This window comes from Streptacidiphilus sp. BW17, assembly GCF_041262485.1.
GTDB lineage: Bacteria > Actinomycetota > Actinomycetes > Streptomycetales > Streptomycetaceae > Streptacidiphilus.
Map to the genome: position 1 here is coordinate 16,630 of NZ_JBGCCR010000001.1, position 18,949 is coordinate 35,578.

Annotated in this window: 16 protein-coding genes and 1 riboswitch; of the genes, 10 read left to right on the top strand and 6 right to left on the bottom strand. The window is 71.4% G+C overall.

Features of this window, described 5'->3' with window-relative positions:
* Positions 1-39 precede the first annotated feature (39 nt).
* Together ABH940_RS00080 and ABH940_RS00085 are read left to right on the top strand one after the other, a co-directional pair.
* Positions 40-1,164: a 2Fe-2S iron-sulfur cluster-binding protein gene (locus ABH940_RS00080; protein WP_370103818.1), complete on the top strand. Its 1,125-nt coding sequence runs from the start codon at positions 40-42 to the stop codon at positions 1,162-1,164.
* Positions 1,165-1,447: 283 nt separating this feature from the next.
* Positions 1,448-1,594, top strand: coding sequence for a hypothetical protein (locus tag ABH940_RS00085; RefSeq protein WP_370065490.1), 147 nt, complete (start codon positions 1,448-1,450; stop codon positions 1,592-1,594).
* A 99-nt stretch (positions 1,595-1,693) separates the two neighbouring features.
* Here the strand turns inward: ABH940_RS00085 and ABH940_RS00090 are convergent, their stop codons facing one another.
* From ABH940_RS00090 to ABH940_RS00100, 3 genes are all read right to left on the bottom strand, one after another.
* Complete coding sequence (locus ABH940_RS00090) at positions 1,694-2,665, bottom strand: LuxR family transcriptional regulator (protein WP_370065488.1); 972 nt, start codon at positions 2,663-2,665, stop codon at positions 1,694-1,696.
* A 247-nt stretch (positions 2,666-2,912) separates the two neighbouring features.
* The gene (locus ABH940_RS00095; RefSeq protein WP_370065486.1) at positions 2,913-3,563 is read right to left on the bottom strand and encodes a YbhB/YbcL family Raf kinase inhibitor-like protein; all 651 of its coding nucleotides are present in this window, start codon (positions 3,561-3,563) and stop codon (positions 2,913-2,915) included.
* Between the two features lie 84 nt (positions 3,564-3,647).
* Positions 3,648-4,586 carry an alpha/beta fold hydrolase gene (locus ABH940_RS00100; RefSeq protein ID WP_370065484.1) on the bottom strand — a complete coding sequence of 313 codons (939 nt, stop codon included), beginning with the start codon at positions 4,584-4,586 and terminating at the stop codon, positions 3,648-3,650.
* Between the two features lie 286 nt (positions 4,587-4,872).
* Here ABH940_RS00100 and ABH940_RS00105 point away from each other — a divergent pair, with 286 nt between their 5' ends.
* The gene (locus ABH940_RS00105) at positions 4,873-5,490 is read left to right on the top strand and encodes an HhH-GPD-type base excision DNA repair protein (RefSeq protein ID WP_370103820.1); all 618 of its coding nucleotides are present in this window, start codon (positions 4,873-4,875) and stop codon (positions 5,488-5,490) included.
* A 65-nt stretch (positions 5,491-5,555) separates the two neighbouring features.
* Here the strand turns inward: ABH940_RS00105 and ABH940_RS00110 are convergent, their stop codons facing one another.
* Entirely contained in the window at positions 5,556-6,656 is a 1,101-nt protein-coding gene (locus ABH940_RS00110) for a hypothetical protein (RefSeq protein ID WP_370103822.1), read from the bottom strand.
* A 443-nt stretch (positions 6,657-7,099) separates the two neighbouring features.
* Between ABH940_RS00110 and ABH940_RS00115 the strand changes: the two genes are divergently transcribed.
* Positions 7,100-7,408: an ArsR/SmtB family transcription factor gene (locus tag ABH940_RS00115; protein WP_370065555.1), complete on the top strand. Its 309-nt coding sequence runs from the start codon at positions 7,100-7,102 to the stop codon at positions 7,406-7,408.
* 15 nt (positions 7,409-7,423) lie between these two features.
* Here the strand turns inward: ABH940_RS00115 and ABH940_RS00120 are convergent, their stop codons facing one another.
* Positions 7,424-10,483: an HAD-IC family P-type ATPase gene (locus ABH940_RS00120; RefSeq protein ID WP_370103824.1), complete on the bottom strand. Its 3,060-nt coding sequence runs from the start codon at positions 10,481-10,483 to the stop codon at positions 7,424-7,426.
* A gap of 227 nt (positions 10,484-10,710) precedes the next feature.
* A riboswitch (M-box (ykoK) riboswitch) is annotated at positions 10,711-10,902 on the top strand.
* Positions 10,903-11,174: 272 nt separating this feature from the next.
* On the opposite strand from ABH940_RS00120, the gene ABH940_RS00125 reads away from it, so the two are divergent.
* Positions 11,175-12,824, top strand: coding sequence for an NRAMP family divalent metal transporter (locus ABH940_RS00125; protein WP_370065476.1), 1,650 nt, complete (start codon positions 11,175-11,177; stop codon positions 12,822-12,824).
* A 141-nt stretch (positions 12,825-12,965) separates the two neighbouring features.
* On the opposite strand, the gene ABH940_RS00130 is transcribed toward ABH940_RS00125, so the two are convergent.
* Positions 12,966-13,289, bottom strand: a complete 324-nt coding sequence (locus ABH940_RS00130; protein WP_370065474.1) for a hypothetical protein — start codon at positions 13,287-13,289, stop codon at positions 12,966-12,968.
* A 363-nt stretch (positions 13,290-13,652) separates the two neighbouring features.
* Here ABH940_RS00130 and ABH940_RS00135 point away from each other — a divergent pair, with 363 nt between their 5' ends.
* From ABH940_RS00135 to ABH940_RS00155, 5 genes are all read left to right on the top strand, one after another.
* Positions 13,653-14,894: a hypothetical protein gene (locus ABH940_RS00135; RefSeq protein ID WP_370065553.1), complete on the top strand. Its 1,242-nt coding sequence runs from the start codon at positions 13,653-13,655 to the stop codon at positions 14,892-14,894.
* A gap of 97 nt (positions 14,895-14,991) precedes the next feature.
* Positions 14,992-15,612: an NUDIX hydrolase gene (locus tag ABH940_RS00140; protein WP_370103826.1), complete on the top strand. Its 621-nt coding sequence runs from the start codon at positions 14,992-14,994 to the stop codon at positions 15,610-15,612.
* Positions 15,613-15,760: 148 nt separating this feature from the next.
* A complete protein-coding gene (locus ABH940_RS00145) occupies positions 15,761-16,477 on the top strand; it encodes a DUF6542 domain-containing protein (RefSeq protein ID WP_370065470.1) in 717 nt (238 codons plus the stop codon).
* Positions 16,470-18,095 carry an LCP family protein gene (locus tag ABH940_RS00150; RefSeq protein ID WP_370103827.1) on the top strand — a complete coding sequence of 542 codons (1,626 nt, stop codon included), beginning with the start codon at positions 16,470-16,472 and terminating at the stop codon, positions 18,093-18,095. The genes ABH940_RS00145 and ABH940_RS00150 overlap by 8 nt, the downstream gene beginning before the upstream one ends.
* A 164-nt stretch (positions 18,096-18,259) precedes the next feature.
* The gene (locus ABH940_RS00155) at positions 18,260-18,934 is read left to right on the top strand and encodes a Crp/Fnr family transcriptional regulator (RefSeq protein ID WP_196195843.1); all 675 of its coding nucleotides are present in this window, start codon (positions 18,260-18,262) and stop codon (positions 18,932-18,934) included.
* Positions 18,935-18,949: the final 15 nt, after the last annotated feature.

An 18,949-nucleotide genomic window follows, 5' to 3' on the forward strand; every position in this document is an offset into this window, starting at 1 on the left:
GGGGGCAGGGGTGGGAACAGGGATGGAAAGGCTGGTTCGGTGGCTCCAGTGATCAAGGGTTCCGGGGAGACGCGCGGTGCGCACGGTGCGCACGGTGCGCACGGTGCCGCCGGATGGCACCGCCTGCGGGTCGCATCCGTACGCCGGGTCGGTGACGACGCCGTTTCGCTCACACTGGACGTGCCGGAACCCCTCGTGGAGACGTTCACCCACAGGCCCGGCCAGCACGTGACCATCCGTCACATGCTGGCGGGGCGCGAACTCCGCCGCAGTTACTCGGTCTGCCCGCCGCCCGACGATCCGGCCTGCCTGCGACTGGTGGTCAAGCGGCTCGGCCCGGGCGGGTTCGCGGAGTACGCCGCCAACGGCCTGACCGTCGGCGACGTCCTGGAGGTCGCCGGACCGGCCGGCGACTTCCACCTCGCCGACGCCCCGGGGGGACACCACGTACTGATCGCCGGAGGCAGCGGCATCACTCCGCTCCTGAGCATGGCGTCGGCCGCGCTGCGGGAGGACCCGACGTGCCGGGTCTCCCTGCTCTACGCCAACCGGACCATGGGGTCGGTGCTGTTGGCGGACGACGTGGACACCCTGGAACGGCGGTACCACGACCGCTTCTCGGTGCTGCATGTGCTGTCGAGGGAGACCGGGCCCACGGCACCGCCCGCCGGCCGCATCGACCAGGAGCGGCTGCCGGAGCTCCTGGCCATGGTCGGGGCCGACCGCCCCGCCGCGCACCGGTACTTCTACCTGTGCGGCCCCTGGGGCTTGGTGGAGACGGCACGCAAGGCACTCGCCGACTGGGGCGCCGACGAGGGCGTCGTGCGCTTTGAGCTCTTCTCGGCCGGCGACCGGCCGGAGGATCCACCGGCCGCCCCGGGCCGGTTCGGGCGGATCACCGTGTACTTCGACGGCGAGGCCACCGACCTCACCATGGACCCGGAGGACGAGTCCGTGCTGGACGCGGTACTCCGCGCGCAGCCGGACGTGCCGTACTCCTGTCGCGACGGCCTGTGCGGGGTGTGCCGGGCCAGAGTCGTCTCCGGTGAGGTGGTCCTCGGGCGGCAGTACGCGCTCACCGAGAAGGACCTCGCGCGCGGGTACACGCTCCCCTGTCGGGCCCGGCCGGCGACACCCGAGATCGCTCTCGACTTCGACGCGTGAACCGGCCTGCGGGCGGCGCTCCTTGGTGCCGCTCGCACGGTCGGCCGGATCTGATCAATCGTCAACTCGGTGGTCTCGTCGGTCGCGGCTTATGCCCGCATCACGCCCGATCCGTCCTGCCTACTTGTTTGCGCATTGCCAACTCCCTTGCCCTGCGCGGTCGAACGCGCCGATCCGAAGCCCGCATGCTGTCAACCGGTAGCCGGATTCCGTGCCGAATCCTGCTGATGCCGCTGCTCATGCCCCTGTCGATGCTCCCGCCGACGCAACGAATGGACTGGAAATGAAGAAGCTGTGGGTCGGCTGCGCACTGGCCGGTGTCATCCTCACTGCCGCCGCTCTCACCGGCTTCAACGCCGGCCACGGCACGTCCGGGGCCGTCGCCGATTCCCAGTGGGGCGGTTCGGTCCCGACGGTCTCCGCCCCCTGAGCATCGGACACTCCCTGGCTCGGAACTGTCCTGGCGGCCTCAGGCCGCCAGGACAGCCCTCGTTCAGGCGCCTTCGGCGTTCAGGCACCTCCCGCGGCATCAGTCCTCTTCGAGGAACCCGCTCCGAGCCAGCAGATACGCGAGCTGGGCCCGGCTGCGACTGCCGAAGAAGTCGGCGGCCCAGCGCACGTGGTTGGTGACGCTGCGCAGACTCATGCCCAGTCGCGCGGCAATCGCGCTGTCCGTGTAGCCGTTGATCATGTGCCGGAGCACTGCGCGGCGCACTTCGTCCGTCACCGCGGCCGACGTCGGAGTGGAGTGGTTCGGCTGGAGCGGGACCGCGCGCTGCCAGATGTGGTCGAACATGCCCACCAGGTAGCGCACCACGCCCGGATGCTCGATCGCGAGCGCGAGATCACGGCGGTTGGCCGCCGGGTCCGGGACGAACGCAGTCCGCCGGTCACAGATGATCAGCCGGTCGAAGACCTCGTCCACCGTGCGGATCTCGCCACCTGCCTCGGCGATCTTCTCGGCGTAGCCGAGCGTCGGCGCGTGCGAGCGGATCGTGTGCTGGTAGATCGTCCGCTGCTGCACGCCTCTGGCCAGAGCGGACAGATCGTCGGACAGTGCCCGCTCCAGTAACTCCGGCGGACGCCCGCCGCCGGGCTGGGCGGTGAGCAGCTCGCTCTGGCAGGCGCTCACGGTGGCAGAGAGCGTGGCGCTGATGGCCTCGGCGCCGATCACGGCGCGAACCATGGCCGAGCCGGTCGGACTGTAGCTTTCCCGGTAGACGCGCTCAGCCTCGGAGACGCTGCGGTGCAGGTTGTCGAGCGCCCGCCTGCGGTTCACGATCACCTGCTCCAACTGCTCCATGCGCCCCCAGAGGGCCGTCTGCGGCGCCAATGCGGTCAAACCCCCCTCGGGCAGCCGCTTGACCAGGCCGAGCTCCAGCAGACACGGGGGGCACTCGCGTGCGACGCTCCCGCCTTTCAGCAGCTCTCCGTAGAAGTGGAGACCCTCCTCGCAGAGCTCGACGGCTGTCTTGTCCTCTGAGTCCGGGTCAGTGCACATTCATCCCCCCAGCAGTTCGCAAATTGCCTGTTCATTCTGCCAAAGATGCCCGGCATCCGCAGCAGGCGACCTTCCTTCTGGGGGAGGCTCGTTGGACGCCGCCCAACAGGCATTGCGCCGGTCTCTATTTTCTTTTCGCGGGGGAAAGAAAAACGCGGAACGATCGGGTTCGCAGATCTCTCTGTAGCCCGCCAGGATCAGCGACGCATTTCCAACATTTCGTGGCGTGCCGACAAATCCGGAGGGGTCAGCGCTCGTAGCTGCCGTCGAGGCGACCACGGGCGAGGACGGGGCCGGTCACGGCCGCGAGGAGGGCGCGGGGCTTGGCGGTCTCCAGCGGGGCGTCTCCGGAGCCGGTGGCCACGGGCGCGCCCAGGGCGAAGAGTTGGAAGACGTAACGGTGCGGGCCGTGGCCCTTGATCGGCTCCGGCCCCAGGTAGCCGCGGCGCATCCCCCAGCGCAGCACCCGTACGCCGTCGGCGGCGGACATGGTGGACTCGGCGGACGCGGCGGACGTGGCGGCCCTGCCGGTCCCGCCCGAAGCACCCGAAGCGCTTTCTGCAGCACCGGCGTTGAGCGCGCCGGCCGGGATCCCGTCGATGGTCGGGGCGAGCAGCGCGAGGCAGTGGACGAAGGGCGCACGCGTCGGCGAGTCCACATCCTCGACGACCAACAGGAGTTGCTCAGCGTCCGCCGGAACTCCCGTCCAGGAGAGCGCCGGTGAGAGGTTCTCGCCGCCTGCGCGGCGACCTGCGTGGCGCTGCGGGATGTCGCCGCCGTGGGCGAAGTCGTGGCTGGACAGGTCGATGGTCTCGCGACCGGTCAACTGCGGCAGGTTCCAGGCAAGCTGTGCCTCGCCCGCGCGCTTGTTCTTGAGCAGGGTTCCGAGGATCGCCACGTTCGTCGTGTCCTCCGTCGTCGGGGTTCAGGCGGGTTGTTCAGGTGAGCGTTCAGGAGCGTGTGGAGCGTCGTCGCACGATGGCTACGCCCGCGCCGCGTCGGCGAGGTCGCGGACCTCGTCCGCGACGGTGGGCCACAGCGCGGCGGGCAGGTCGTGGCCCACGCCGGGGAAGATCCGCAGCCGGGACCCGGCGACCGTCCCGGCGGTGGTCCGCCCGGCGGCGGCACGGAGGATCGGGTCCTGCTCCCCGTGCAGCACCAGAGTCGGGTGGCGCAGCTCGCGCAGGCGCGCGCCGTGCCACTGCGCGCCGATCTGGCGGCTCTGCGCCTTGGCGTCGCGCGGGCCGCTGTCCACCTCCGCCTCGACCCAGGCCCGGGCGGCGTCCTCGTCGAACGGGTAGGCGGGTGAGGCGATGCCGCGCCAGACCGCGAGTGAGGCCTCGATGTCGCCCTCGCGCCCCTCCGGGAACGTGGCCCGGGACAGCTTGGCCAACAGACCGAAGCGGAGGTAGCGCAGCACCCGCAGTCCGGAGACGTCGCTCGGGAGCGCCGCCGACGAGGTCACCGACAGCACCCGGTCGGGATGGCGCAGGGCGATCCGCTGCGCGATCAGGCCCCCGAGCGAGTGCCCGAAGACGTGCGCGCGTTCCCAGCCCAGGGCGTCCATCACCGCGATGCCGTCGTCGGTCATGTCCTCGGAGGTGTAGGCGTCGCCGCGCCTGCCGAACAGTGCCTTGAACGGATTGGTGGTCTCGGTCGGCGGCATCCGGGTCGACTCGCCCGCGTCGCGCTGGTCGTAGCGGACCACGTCGAACCCCGCGTCGGCGAAGGCCTGGCAGAGCCCGGCGGGCCACCAGAACCGTGCGGTGGCCAAGCCCATGATCAGCAGCAGCGGCTCGCCGCCTTCGGAGCCCCGGAGCCGGTCGTAGGCGATGTCGACCTGCCGACCGTGCGCGCGGTTGTGGGCGTACCGGGTGGGCGTCCAGACGGGCGCGCCGGCCTGGATGGTGCTCTCGGACATGGGGAACGTCCCTTCTCCGTCGGTCTCAGGCGACGGAATCTGCGATCGTCGTTCGCAGTTCATGATGCAAGATACTGCACACAGCGTTCGCAGAAAAGTGTGCAGGTCGGAGAGCATGACGACCCGGCCCGAGCATGCGTGCGACACGGACGGGTGATTCCCGACGGATCCACGGGCGCGTCCGGTGCGCGGCGCGGAGAATGGGCGATGTCCCAGCAGGACACGCAGGACACGCTGGACGTGCACGACATGCTCCGCCCGCAGGACCGGCAGGAAGGGGCCCGCCATGGCAACCGATCTCCGCCTCGCCCAGAATCCGGACGCCGACGCGCTGCTCAGCCGCAGCCCGCTGGCGGCGCTGATCGGCATGCTGTTGGACCAGCAGGTGCCCATGGAGTGGGCCTTCTCCGGCCCCCACACCCTGCTGGAGCGACTCGGCGGTGGCGACCTCGACGCCCACCGGATCGCCGACTACGATCCGGAGGCCTTCGCCGCGCTCTGCTCGGAGAAGCCGGCGGTCCACCGCTACCCGGGCTCGATGGCCAAGCGCATCCAGCAGTTGTGCGCGTACCTGGACGAGCACTACGACGGCGACGCCGAGACGCTGTGGCGGGACGCGGCCACCGGCCCGGAGCTGCTGGCGCGACTGGAGGAGCTACCGGGGTTCGGCAGACAGAAGGCGCAGATCTTCCTGGCCCTGCTCGGCAAGCAGCTCGGCGTGCAGCCCGAGGGCTGGCGCGAGGCTGCGGGCGCGTACGGCGAGAAGAACAGCTTCCGCTCCGTGGCGGACATCACCGGACCCGCCTCACTGGTGAAGGTCCGGGCGTTCAAGCAGGAGGCCAAGGCCGCCAAGGCAAGCGGGGCAAGTGGGGCAAGTGGGGCAGGTGGGGCGGCAAAGAAGTGACGGTGCGACGGGACAGCCCGTCGCACCGCCGACTCTCCGCACCCTGGTACGTGCGGCTGCCTACCTCAGCGGCCCGCGAACGGCTCGAAGAGCAGGCCCTTGGAGGCGATGCCCGGGGCGAACGCGGTGACCTTGCCGGTGGTCAGGTTCAGCCTGCTCAGCGAGTTGGCGGAGGTGAAGTCCTGGCCGCGGCCGAAGTTTCCGGTGATCTCCACGATCGCGTTGGTGTTGCCGTCGACGGCGAAGATCGCGCCCTCGTCGCCGATCGCGAAGGCCGTGTCGTCGACCTGGGCGTTCAGGTGCAGGACTCGCACGCGCTGCGTCGGCCGGGCGTGCCGGTTCGCCTTGACGGTGTCGACGAAGATCAGCTCGCTGTCACCCTGGCTGTCGAGCAGCATCGAGCCGCCCACGCCCGGGACGTAGAACGGGACGTTCTCCAGCGAGTCCGGGTCGGACAGGTTGAGCGTCTCCGCCTTGCCCGTGAGCAGGTTGACGGCGTGCCCGTTGTCGGCCAGGGCGGAGGTCCACTTGGCGGTCCCGCCCGCCAGGTTGAGCCGGTAGAGCGCCGGGCCCTGGAAGACCGTGCCGTTGGGCGTGGTCGGGGAGGGGTTGGAGGCGGAGGTGTAGAGCCGGCCGTCGTGCTCGAGCACGGCGTCCGTGCCGCCGCCGTGGGGCAGCGTCTTGACGCCGTAGCCGTAGTGCGCGACCTGGTGGCCGGGGCGGGCCTGCGGGGTGATGGTGTAGAGGCTGGAGTTGCCGTCCTCGTTCACGGTGGCGACGACGCGGCGGCGGGTCGGATCAGCGCCGAGGCCGTCGACCTTGCCGACGACGGACCACTCGGCGACGACCTTGCCGCGCTGGTTGAACTCGACGACGGTGCTGTTCTTGTTGCCGGAGGGCGACGGCTCGCCCATGGTGCCGACACCGTTCTGGTAGCCGACGAAGATGTCGTCGCCGAGCTGCGCGATGTCGTCGGCGCCGCTCAGACCCTTGGGGGCGGCGGCGAAGACCTTGGCGTGGTAACCCGCCGGCACGCTGATCGGCGCGGGCTTGCTGGCGGACTTGGCGGCGGGCGTCGTGGTGGCCGCACCGGCCGTGCCGACGACGGTGGCGGCGAGGGCGGCGGCAACGGCGGCGGCGCCGACCAGAGCAAGACGAGAGGTCACGGTAGAGCCACTTCTCTCGGTGAATGACAGGGAGACCGCAGGCCTGCCGATTCCGGCGGCGCACACGGCTCACGTGGGACACCCCGTTGTCCCACCCCTTGGTGACGGTGCAGCAAGCACACGGCGACATCCGGATGGCGCCTGGATTGCCCGCACGCGTGCGGAGGGCAGCGTGGGCGAGCCGTCTGCACCGGCCCGCACGGCACCTGCCCGGTCCGGGCTCGGTCCGGGCCTCCGTCCGGGCTCGGTGGCCGAGACCTGTCCGCGACCTGGGGTCAGTACCCTGGTTGCCGGGAGAGTCCGCTTTCCCTCACCGGTTCCCCAGTTCCCCCATCCGTACCCGTGGACCTGCACAGGGAGGCAGCGTGCCCCGCAGCACGAGCGGCGACGCAGGCCACCACGACCGCCGCGGCACCGCCGACGACGGGCCGGGTGCGGAGGAACTGAACGAAGCGGCCACCGCCTTCGGGCTGTTGGCCTCCCCGATGCGGCTGCAGATCATGTGGCTGCTGATCGCGGCGGAGAGCGATGTCGGCGGGCTGGCGGAACGGCTCGACGCGTCGATGCCCGCGGTCAGCCAGCACCTCGCCAAGCTCAAGCTGGCCGGGATGGTGCGCTCGCGCCGCGAAGGACGGCGGCAGGTCTACCTGGTGGACGACCCGGTGCTGGTCGACGTGGTCCGGCTGGTGCTGAGCCGCCGCACGGCAACCGAAAGCCGTCCCTCACTGGCCCGTCGCATCATCGGCGGCTGAGAACCGCTTCAGGCTTCAGCGCGCCGACCAGGCCGGGTGGGCGCGCAGCCAACGGCGGGTGGCCAGCAGCAACGCCGCATAGCCGACCAACACCGCGCCGAGCAGCGGGTAGAAGCCGAGCGGCAGCACGCCGAGGCCCAGCGCCGCGCCGAACGGCGTCGCCGGAAGCAGCAGACCGACGACCGCCAGGCCTCCGTTGGCGAGCCGAACCGGCCAGGTCGCCCGGGGGCGACCCTGCGCGCCGCCCGGAACCCGCAGCAGATGGACCGTCAGCGCCTGGGTGATCAGGTTCTCGGTGAACCAGCCCGAGTGGAACAGCAGTTCCTCGTGTGCGCCGGTCCGGCCGTGCGCGGTGGCCAACAGGACCGCGAAGGTCGCCAGGTCGGCGAGCGCGTTGACCACGCCGACGAGCAACGCGTACCGGGCCAGCGCCCCCCGCCTGAGCGGCCGTGGACGCTGCACGCCCCTGCCCGCGGGCTTGTCCGCGCGACCGCCCGGGCCCGCCGCGAGTGGCTGGTCGAAGGCGAGCGCGAGCTGCGCGGCGTCGAAGCAGAGGTTCTGCGTCAGCACCTGGGCGGGCAGCATCGGCAGGAACGGCACCAGCGCGCCGGCGGCCAGCATCGCCAGCACGTTGCCGAGGTTGGAAGCAAGGGTGATCCGCAGGTAGTTGCCGACGTTGGCGAGCGCCGTGCGGGCGGAGCGGACCGCGTCGCCGAGGACGGTGAGTCCCGGCGCGGCGAGGACCAGGTCGGCGCTGCTGCGCGGGCCCTCGTCCAGCGCGCCGGGAGAGCCGATCCCGACGTCCGCGGCGCGCAGCGCGGGCAGATCGTTGAGGCCGTCGCCGAGGAAGCCGACCACATGCCCGTTGGCGCGCAGAGCGGAGACGATACGCGCCTTCTGAGCAGGGGCGGCGAGCGCGAAGACGACCGTCGACTCCACCGCCCGGCGCAGATCGGCGTCGTCAAGGGCGTCGACGTCCGGTCCCAGCAGCGGGGCGCCGGGGTCGAGGCCGACATCCCGGCAGGCCTGGACGGCGGCCCCGGCCCGGTCCCCGGTGACGATCTTCACGGCGATGCCCTCGGCGGTGAGCTCGGTGAGTGCGGCGGCTGCGCTCGGGTCCGGCTCGTCGGCCAGCGCCACCAGGCCCAGCAACGTCAAGCCGTCCAGGTCCGCGACAGCCGGAGCGGCGGGTCGACGTCCGGCCCCGGCCCGAGGCCGCGTCCCGGATACGGCGACGGCGAGCACCCGCAGGCCCTCACCGGCCAGGCGGTCGGCCAGTTCCAGCACACCGGCCCGCCGGTCGTCGTCCAACTCGACGGCGGCGGCGAGCAGTTCCGGCGGGCCGGTCGAGTGCTGGTGCCGGCCCGCGACCAACCGCAGGCCGCCGGTCCGACGTTCGGCGGGGTCGGCCCGCTCCGCGGGGTCGCCGTGGTCAGCATGGTCAGCGCGCTCTGCGGGGTCGGCCGACGGCGGGACGGCACCGGCCCGGACGCGCCCGCAGCGGGCGAGGATCTCCTCGACGGCCCCCTTGGCCACCAGGGCCTGCGCGGCCTGCGCCCCCGACAGCGTGAGCCCCGGCCCGGCCTGGGCGGCGACCACGACCGTCGCGACGCGTCGACCCGGATCGAACGGCAGGGCCGCGACACCCACCAGGCCTGCCGCGAAGTCCTCGTCCGGCCCGAGGCCGCCGGGCCCACCGAGACCGTCGAGACCGTCGAGCACCGACCCGGACGCGCTCGCTGCCGAACCCGAGCCCGCCTCGGCAGCGGCCAGCAACGCGTCGTCGACGGCGTCGAGTTCGGGCGGGTCGCCGAGCTCGGCGCAGATCAAGCTGTTGACGGCCGCCCAGCGCAGAACCTCCGGATCCGGACGGCCCGTCGCGTCCACGGCGGAGCGGAGGGTGAGCCGGTCCCGGGTCAGGGTGCCGGTCTTGTCGATGCAGACGACATCCAGCGCGCCGAGGTCGTGGACGGCGGTCAGCCGTCGGGCGAAGACGCGGCCCCTGGGACCGCGACGCAGCACGGCCGCCTGACGGGCCAGTGCGGCGGTCACTACCAGCAGCAGCATTTCGGGCGTCAACCCGACACCGACGGCCGCCGCATACGGCAAGGCCTCCCAGCGGTGGCCGTCCACCAGCGCGCCGACGAGCAGACCGGCCGCACCCGAGACCAGGGCGAGCCGGAGCAGCAGCCCGGACACCTCCCGCGCGGTCCCGTCGAACGCGGTCCGCCGCTCCCCTGCGGGCGCTCCCGCGCCCGACCCGGGCCGGCGGTCCGAACCTGCACACGCCCGGACCTTCGCGCGTGCCCCGGCGCTCGACGCCGCATTCGCTCCGGCGCTCGGCGCCCGATTGGCTCCGGCGAGGAAGGTGTCCGCGCCGGTCGCCAGGACGACGCCCACGCCGGTGCCGTGCGCCACCACGCTGCCGCGCAGGCAGAGCCGGGCGTTGTCCGGCGAGACCCGGCCGGTACGCACCGCGCCGCCACGGCCTGCGGCACGCTTGGGCACCGGCTGGCTGACGCCGGTCAGCAGCGCCTGATCGACCGTCAGCCCCTCCGCACGCAGCAACAGCAGATCTGCGGGGACCCGGTCCCCGGGAACCAGCCGCACCACGTCACCGGGGACGAACTGGTCGAACGGCAACTCCCGTTCGACCGATGACCCAGACCGTGACCCCGACCGTGACGCCGGTGACGGCGCCGGCCGACGGCGCAGCACCGTCGCCGTGCTGCCCACGTCGACGAATCGCCGCAGCGCGGCGGTCTCGCGCTCCGCCCGCAACTCGCCCACCAGGCGCAGCGCACAGCCCGCGGTGATCAGCAGCAGCAGGACCGCGGTGCTGGTGAAGGCCCCGGAGACGGCCGTCGCTCCGGCCAGGAGACAGAGGGTCATCGTGTAGGGGTCACGGAGCAGCAGCGCGACCCGCCGGGTACGGGTCGGACGCGGCGGCAGCGGCAGGGTGTTCTCGCCGTGCGCGGCGAGCCACAGTTCGGCGGTCTCCTCGGGCAGCCCCCTCCGGCTCGTCCCGAGCGCCCGCAGCACCTGAAGATCCGTCAGTTCGCTCAGTGCGCTCACCTCGCGGGGATCCACGCGCCGGGCGGACGGGGCCGAGGCAGCCAGGGGAACCTGGTCAGCGGAAAGGGCGGGAGCACCGTCCTTGCGGCGGTCCCGGCGTGCCCGCAGATCAGTCGGACCGGTCAGCGCTGCCTCCCCATCTCCACTTCGGCACCAGCGTAAACGCGCAGCCCGTAAGCATTTGACAGTGCCCTTACGCAAGGGCCATCATATGAATGTTCATTCATGAGACACCTCGTTCGGTGAGGCGTCTCCACGGACACAGGCCACTGATCCCAACCGTCGAGAGACGCTCCGGATCAGGACACCTCCTCCCGACCTAAGGGTTGAGGCCAAGTGGCTGCGCAGGCGGACCTGTCCCAGAACAGGCCTCGCGCTACGCCGTGGAGTGCCAAAGCTCTGACGAGTTGGGGTGTGCCGGACACGGCTGATGCCGTATTGGTCCGGGTTCGGTGTGCCCCCTGCCGCTGCGACGCGCGACGCGTCACGACCGGAGGGAGGCGAGAAGCAGTGGACTGCAGTCCGAGTAGCCCGGGCCATAAACGGCCCCACATCCGCTTGACCTCGTCTTCTTTCGGCATGCGGTAACCACCTGCTGATCCTTGATCCTTCTGCGCGCGCGGACGCTCGCAGGGTGGATGGATGCTGCATGCCCTCCGATCGGCCTTCACGGCCACAGGGAGGGACCATCATGACCACCACGATCGACCCGAAGGTCCAGGGCGACGCCGCCCGCACCACCGCGGTGCTGGACGACGCGCACCTCGGCGACATCCGCGGCGCGCTCGGCACCATCAAGCTGGACGACCACGGCGACCGCCGCGGCCTGTCCGCCAAGCTCAAGACGCTGCTCGCGATCGTCGGCCCCGGCCTGATCGTGATGGTCGGCGACAACGACGCCGGCGCCTTCGCCACCTACGGCCAGGCGGGCCAGAACTACGGCACCCACCTGCTGTGGACGCTGCTGCTGCTGGTCCCGGTCCTCTACGTGAACCAGGAGATGGTGCTCCGCCTCGGCGCGGTCACCGGCGTCGGCCACGCCCGGCTCATCCTGGAGCGGTTCGGCAAGTTCTGGGGCGCGTTCAGCGTCATCGACCTGTTCATCCTCAACGCGCTGACGCTGGTCACCGAGTTCATCGGGATCACCCTGGCCGCCGGCTACCTGGGGCTGCCCAAGGCCGCCGCCGTGGTGCTCGCCGCCGCGATCATCGTCGCCTCCGCGTTCACCGGGTCGTTCCAGCGCTTCGAGCGGATCGCGATCGCGCTCTGTGCCGGATCGCTGCTGCTGGTCCCGATCTACTTCATGGTTCACCCGAAGACCTCGCAGATGGCGCAGGACTTCGTGGTCCCGAACCTGCCGGGCGGCCAGGGCCAGCTGGCCACCGTGATGCTGCTGATCATCGGCATCGTCGGCACCACCGTCGCCCCGTGGCAGCTCTTCTTCCAGCAGAGCTACGTCATCGACAAGCGGATCACCCCCCGCTTCATGAAGTACGAGAAGGCCGACCTCTGGATCGGCATCGTGATCGTGGTCATCGGTGGTGCGGCGCTGATGGGCGCCACCGCCGCCGCCTTCGCGGGCACCAAGGGCTTCGGCAACTTCACCGACACTGCGGGCCTGGCCTCCGGCATCGCCGCCCACGCGGGCAAGGTCGCCGGTGTCCTCTTCGCCGTCGCGCTGCTGGACGCCTCGATCATCGGCGCCTTCGCGGTCTCGCTCTCCACGGCCTACGCCATCGGTGACGTCTTCGGCATCAAGCACTCGCTCCACCGCGGCGTCAAGGGTGCCAAGGGCTTCTACGCCGTCTACGCCGGCCTCGTCGCCCTGGCCGCCGGCATCGTGCTGATCCCCGGCTCGCCGCTGGGACTCCTCACCGAGGGCGTGCAGACCCTCGCGGGCGTGCTGCTGCCCTCCGCCACGGTCTTCCTGCTGCTGCTCTGCAACGACAAGCAGGTGCTCGGCCCGTGGGTGAACGGCCCGAAGACCAACGCCTTCACCTCCGCCGTGATCGGCATCCTGGTCACCCTGTCGATCATCCTGACCGCGTCGGTGCTCTTCCCGAACATCACCGCGGGCGCGATCCTCGACATCATGGCCGTCTGCGGCGTGGTGGGCGTCCTGGCCGCCGGGTACGCGCTGACCAAGCGCCGCACCGCGACCAAGGAAGACCCCATCGACCGCACGGGCCGCGACGACTGGCGGATGGCTCCGCTGGAGACGCTGACCCGGCCGGTCATGGCCACCGGCCGCAAGATCGGCATGAGCGCGCTCCGCAGCTACCTGCTGGTCGCGATGATCCTGGTGATCGTCAAGATCGTCGAGGTCGCCCTCGGCCACTGAGCCGAGCAGTTCCACACACCGCACGAGCCCGGTCCGGCCCCTCGGGGTCGGACCGGGCTCGCGTGCTGTTCCCGGGGCGAACTTCCGGGGCGGAGTTCCGGGCGAAGTTCCCGTCCGAGAATGACCGAGAACGAGCGGTTGTCAGTCCGAGAAGCGTCCGGCGATCCACTCCGCACCACGGCGGGCGGCGACGAGCCGACGGTTGCGGCGGGTACGCGGCTGCGGCAGCCGCAGCGGCGAGGTCGGGCTCACGGGCGATTCGGAGGAGCGAGGGAGGGCGCGCTGCGCCTGGGCCGCCTCGGCAGCGAGGCGGGCACCGGCCTGGCCGAGCTCGGCCAGCAGCCGCTGCCGACGTCCCGTGCCCCTGGCCCGGAGCCAGGCGGTCCACAGCCCCTCGATCTCACCGACCACAGCGGCCAACCGCAGCTGCGACCGGCCGTTCTCACGCGACTCCCCCGACTGCACCTGAGAGTGCTTCCTCTCTCCCTGCACACAGATAAGCCAGTTGCTTATGTGCGCAAGTATAGAAAACACATCCGCTGATGCACCTTCAAAGCCGCTTCGGCCAAGGGCAGTCGGGACCGAGGGGGTGCCAGGCTACTCGTGCAGCTGTGGCGACGGCGTGCCGAGCAGATGGTGGAACCACCGGCCGGTGGGACGCACACGAGCCAACGCACATAATCTTTTCATTCACCGCCTAGGATGGCGTGAACCCGGGGGAATTGACCGACAAATCGGGCGAAAGAGAGCAACGTGAGGCGAGCCGGCGAGGCAAAAACCCTCCCCGACTACCGCGACTACCGCGCGGACTCGGGCCGCATCGCACGACTGCCCGTGCGACGGCACAACGCGCTGCTCGCGGGGTGGACGGTGCTCTGGTTCGTCCTGGTCGTGCACAGTGGCGGGGTGTCCTGGCACTACCTGCGCCAGGGCGAACAGCTGCTCTTCGGCAGCGATCCCGGCGGCGGGCTCTCCCTCTACGCCAACCACCCCGAGCTGCAGATCGGACCGTTCAGCCTGCTGGTGGCGCGGATCTTCGCGCCGTTCCCGCCCGCCACCGGCGAGTTGTTCGCCGAGGGGACGATGGCCGGACTGGGCCTGGTGATGGTGATCCTCGTCGGGCGGACCGCCGCCCAGCACTACCTCGGGACCGGCACCAACCACCGCCGTCTGCAACAGCGGATACTCATCGCCGGACTGGCCTTCATCCCGATGTGGATCGAGGTCACCGTCCGGTTCGCCCATCTCGACGACGCGCTGGCGCTGTTCTGCTCCACCCTGGCCGTCCACGCCCTGGCCCGCGGCCGGACCTGGGCGGTCGCCGTCTTCCTGGCACTGGCCGTCGACGCCAAGCCGTGGGCGCTGCCGTTCGCGGTGCTGCTGATGGCACTGCCGTCCGGCCGACGGCGCGGCCCCCTCCTCCTCTTCTGCGTCCTGGTCGCCGCCGCCTGGCTGCCGTTCTACCTGGGCAATCTGGACACCATGGCCGCGGCCAAGTTCGCGATTCCCAACCAGCCCGCGTCCTCGCTGCGCTGGCTCGGTGTCAGTGCGCCGTCCACGCCGTCGTGGGACCGGCCGGCCCAGTTCGCGCTCGGGGGACTGCTGGGGGCGCTCGCGGTGTGGCGGGGCCGCTGGCCGGCGGTGATCCTGGTCGGCGCGAACGCGCGCATCCTGCTGGACCCGAGCACCTACACGTACTACAGCGCCTCGGTGCTGCTCGGCACGCTGATCTGGGACGCCGTCGGACAGCGGCGACTGGTGCCGTGGTGGAGCTGGATCGCCCTGCTCTCCCTCTACGGCGGTGCCCTGTTCATCCCCGACGCGCCGACGCGCGGGCTGGTCCGGCTGGCGTTCGTGGTGGTCTCCGTCGCCTATGTGCTGCTGTGGCCGTCGAGGAACAACCGCACCCGCAAGCGCCGTCGCGTGGCGGAGTCCGCCTCGACGGGGGAGTCCGGGGCGACCGGGGAGTCCGGGGCGGACGCGCCGCCGACGGGGGCGTGGGACGGTTCCGGTGCGCGGGCGCACGTGGTCGCACCGCGCCGCTCCCCGGAGCTTGCCGACGCCTGGTGAGAACCGGGGGACAGAGCCTGGGCGCGGAGCCCGGGTGCTGCGACCAGCCCCGTCAACCTGGCCGTACTACCCGTGAGTTCGCCGATACGCTCGGCGAATGACCCAGATGACTGAGCGCCCTGACGATCCGGCAGAACTCGTTCCGGTGCGAGTCGACCCTGCGGAGCTCGCCGCCCTGGCGCGGCGCTACCCGCACCTGCACGCGCCGCAACGCTGGGCCTGGGGCAGTCTGGACGCCCGGTTCTCCGCACAGCTGCCCGAGGACCGGCTCATCACCAACATCCATCTCATCGGGTTCCAGGACGACGGCGTGGTGCTCTGCCGCGACGAGCGCGACCACTGGTTCCTGCCCGGCGGGACGCGGGAGCAGGGTGAGAGCGTCCACCGCTGCCTGGCCCGCGAACTGCGCGAGGAGGCGGGCGCGCGGATGCTCGGCGCACCCGCGTGGATCGGCGCGCACCACTGCGTGACGGACAACCCGCGCCCCTACCGTCCCTGGCAGCCGCACCCGGAGAAGGCCTGGCTGTGGGGCTGGGCGGAGGTCCTGGTGGACTCCGAGCCGACCAACCCCGACGACGGCGAACCGGTCGTCGAGGTCCGCGTGGTGACGCCTGCGGAGGCCCAGCGGCTGCTGGTCAGGGAGCGCGAGCCCTGGTGGTCCGAGCTGGTGGCGCTCGCCGTCGAGTCCCGCGCCGGGGCGCGCACGCTGGGGAATTGACTGCTCGACGCGCCCCGTCACAGGCGTGACAGCGACGCCACCTTGCGGAACGATGTATGCCCTCTGTGCGTGTGTTGCACCTGGTACGCCAGAGCTGAGGGGATATGCCCGGTACACACCGCCTGTGGTGAGCAGTGAGAGGAGTGGAATGGCCGAGCAGTTGGCTCTGTCACACCCCGAGTCCGCCCGACCGCGACCTCCGCAGCGCGCTCAGGCGGGCACCCGGCCGAACCCCCAGCCCAAGCCGCGGCGGGCGTCGCGCTGCGGCGGACACACGGCCAAACCGCCCCAGCGCCGGGGCTGGCCGGTCGCCCGCCCGAAGCCGGGCTGGGTCCTCGTCGGACTGCCGCTCCTCGGCGCGGGCGTCGACGAGGTGCTGGGCAACCCGCTCGGCGTGGTCTTCGCCCTCTGCGCGGCGCTCGGCACCGCGTGGGCGGCACTCCTCTGCACCCGACGCGGACTGTGGTGGGTGCTGCCGATGCCGCCCCTGCTGGTGGCCGCGATCACGGTCGTCTCCCAACTGGCTCTGCACGGCGACCAACTCGCGGGCGGCCGGTCCCTCGCCACGGCCTCGGTGAAGTGGGCGGTCACCGACTTCCCGATCATGGCGAGTGCCGTTCTGGCCGCCGTGGCCGCCCTCGGCCTGCGCCGGGTGCTCGCGCTGCGCAGCGGCGAAGGCAGTGCGGTCCGCCCGCAGGACGCCCGCCCCCGCAGCGTCCGTCCCCGCGTCGTCCGCCCGCGCCGCGCGGACGCGGACGGAGGCCCGGCGTCGGCAGCGGCCTCAGCAGCGGCCTCCAGCGCGGCCGATGCCCAGCCGCAGGATCCGAGCCAGGTCCCCGTCCCGCGAAGGAACCACCATGGCTGACCGCCCCCGCAACCGCGCGGTGGGCCGTCGGTCCGCTCCGTCGCTGGTCCAGGCCGGACGCGCCGCCGTCGCCACCGCCTCCGCGGGCGTGCTGCTGGTCAGCGGCATCTCGTGGTTCGCCTACAACTCGCTGACGGACGGCCTGAACACCTCGGACGCCCTGGCGGTGGCGCAACGCCACGCCCCGCCGAAGATCGACAACTCGATCAACCTGCTGCTGATCGGCCTCGACAGCCGCAAGGACATGAACGGCAACGACCTGCCGAAGCAGTTCGTCGAGCAGGACCTGCACGCGGGGTCCAGCGACATCGGCGGGTACAACACCAACACCCTGATCCTGCTGCACATCCCGGCAGGCGGCGGCAAGGTGCAGGCCTTCTCCATCCCGCGCGACGACTACGTCCAGACGCTCAACGGCGACGGGACCAGCCAGGGCTTCCACAAGGTCAAGGAGGCCTACGGCATCGCCAAGGCCGCCGCCGAGCCCGCCCTCAAGGCGCAGGGCCTCACCGGCGCCGCGCTGGAGCAGCAGAGCCGCGAGGTTGGCCGGGAGGCGACGCTGGCCACCGTCCAACAGTTCCTCGGCATCCGGATCGACCACTTCGCCGAGGTCAACCTGCTCGGCTTCTACGACATCGCCCAGGTGGTCCAGCCGATCACGGTCTGCCTCAAGCACGCCACCAAGGACCCGGCCATGGCGGGCCAGGGCTCCGGCGCGGACTTCCACGCCGGCTACAACACGCTGGACGCGGCCCAGGCGCTGGCCTTCGTCCGCCAGCGCCACAACCTCACCAACGGCGACCTGGACCGCACCCACCGCCAGCAGGCCTTCATCTCCTCGGTGATGTACAAGCTGAAGCAGGAAGGTCTCTTCAACGACCTGGGCAAGATGCAGTCCCTCTTCGACGTGGTGAAGAAGGACGTGGTGCTCGACTCGCAGTGGAACATCCTGGACTTCGCCCAGCAGGTCCCCAGCCTGACCGGCGGCAACGTCGTCTTCAACACCCTCCCGATCCAGGGTTTCGCCACCCGCAACGGGGAGTCGGTCAACCTGGTCGACGAGCTGCAGATCCAGCGGATCATGCAGCGCCTGACCGGCCACGACGCGAGCCCGGCGGCGACGCCCGCGTCGTCCTCGCCCGCGTCCGGTGGTAACGGCGGCAGCGGCGGCGGGTCGGCGCCGCAGCAGGTCGCACCGGCGACGGTGGACGTGCTGAACGGCTCCGGGATCACCGGTCTGGCGGCGCAGAAGCTGAAGTCGCTGGTCGACGCGGGCTGGTCGCAGGGCCGGACCGGCAACGCCGCCCCGCACACCCGCACCGTGGTCCACTACGGCAGCGGCGCGCAGCAGGCCGCCCAGCAGATCGCGGCGAAGCTCGGCGGCAGCGGCATCAGGGTGGCCTCCTCCAGCGCGGTCGCCCCCGGCCGCGTCGAGGTGGTCCTGGGCACGGACGCCACGCCGACGTCGCCCGGCGGCGCGGCGGCCTCCGGCGGGTCGGGCGGTGGGGCGGGCGGCCCCGGCGGCTCGTCCGACGGAGCGCAGGCCGGGACGGTTTCCGACATCCCCTTCCAGGGCTCGGCGGTCGAGATGGGCCAGGGCATCCCCTGCGTGGACTGACGGGCGCCCGGCCGGGCGCCCAGGGTCAAAACGGACTCTTGTGCGACCCGGCTAGGAGATCCGCAAACACGTAGGACACACTTGTTGTGATTGATCGCACTGTTTCCCGGTCGGGCATGATGGGGAACGCACCTCAAGCCTGCACGGCCGACTAGGAGGACCGAGTGGACGACGTTCTGCGGCGGGCACCGCTCTTCACCGCGCTGGACGATGAACAGTCAGCGGAGCTGCGTGCCTCCATGGCGGAGACCACGCTCGCGCGCGGCGAGTCGTTGTTCCACGAGGGCGACCCGGGTGACCGGCTGTACGTCATCGTCGAGGGCAAGGTGAAGCTGCACCGCGCTTCGGCCGACGGCCGCGAGAACATGCTCGCGGTGGTGGGCCCCAGCGAGATGATCGGCGAGCTCTCTCTCTTCGACCCGGGCCCGCGTACGGCGACGGCCTCCGCGCTGACCGAGGTCAAGCTGCTCGGCCTGGGCCACGGCGATCTGCAGCCGTGGCTGCAGACCCGCCCCGAGGTCGCGATCGCCCTGCTGCGCGCCATCGCACGCCGCCTGCGCCGGACCAACGACGTCATGTCGGACCTGGTCTTCTCCGATGTCCCCGGCCGCGTGGCCAAGGCGCTGCTTGACCTGTCGCGCAGGTTCGGCGTCCCGTCGGACGAGGGCATCCACGTCGTCCACGACCTCACCCAGGAGGAGCTGGCCCAGCTGGTCGGCGCGTCCCGCGAGACGGTCAACAAGGCGCTCGCCGACTTCGCGCAGCGGGGGTGGCTCCGCTTGGAGGCTCGCGCCGTGATCCTCCTCGACGTCGAGCGTCTTGCGCGCCGTTCGCGCTGAGCCCTTCGGGCAGAC

Coding starts and splice junctions, on each gene's coding strand:
- ABH940_RS00085 (WP_370065490.1), top strand. CDS start 1,448: ATGAAGAAGCTGTGGGTCGGCTGCGCACTGGCCGGTGTCATCCTCACT.
- ABH940_RS00090 (WP_370065488.1), bottom strand. CDS start 2,665: ATGTGCACTGACCCGGACTCAGAGGACAAGACAGCCGTCGAGCTCTGC.
- ABH940_RS00100 (WP_370065484.1), bottom strand. CDS start 4,586: ATGTCCGAGAGCACCATCCAGGCCGGCGCGCCCGTCTGGACGCCCACC.
- ABH940_RS00105 (WP_370103820.1), top strand. CDS start 4,873: ATGGCAACCGATCTCCGCCTCGCCCAGAATCCGGACGCCGACGCGCTG.
- ABH940_RS00125 (WP_370065476.1), top strand. CDS start 11,175: ATGACCACCACGATCGACCCGAAGGTCCAGGGCGACGCCGCCCGCACC.
- ABH940_RS00140 (WP_370103826.1), top strand. CDS start 14,992: ATGACCCAGATGACTGAGCGCCCTGACGATCCGGCAGAACTCGTTCCG.
- ABH940_RS00145 (WP_370065470.1), top strand. CDS start 15,761: ATGGCCGAGCAGTTGGCTCTGTCACACCCCGAGTCCGCCCGACCGCGA.
- ABH940_RS00150 (WP_370103827.1), top strand. CDS start 16,470: ATGGCTGACCGCCCCCGCAACCGCGCGGTGGGCCGTCGGTCCGCTCCG.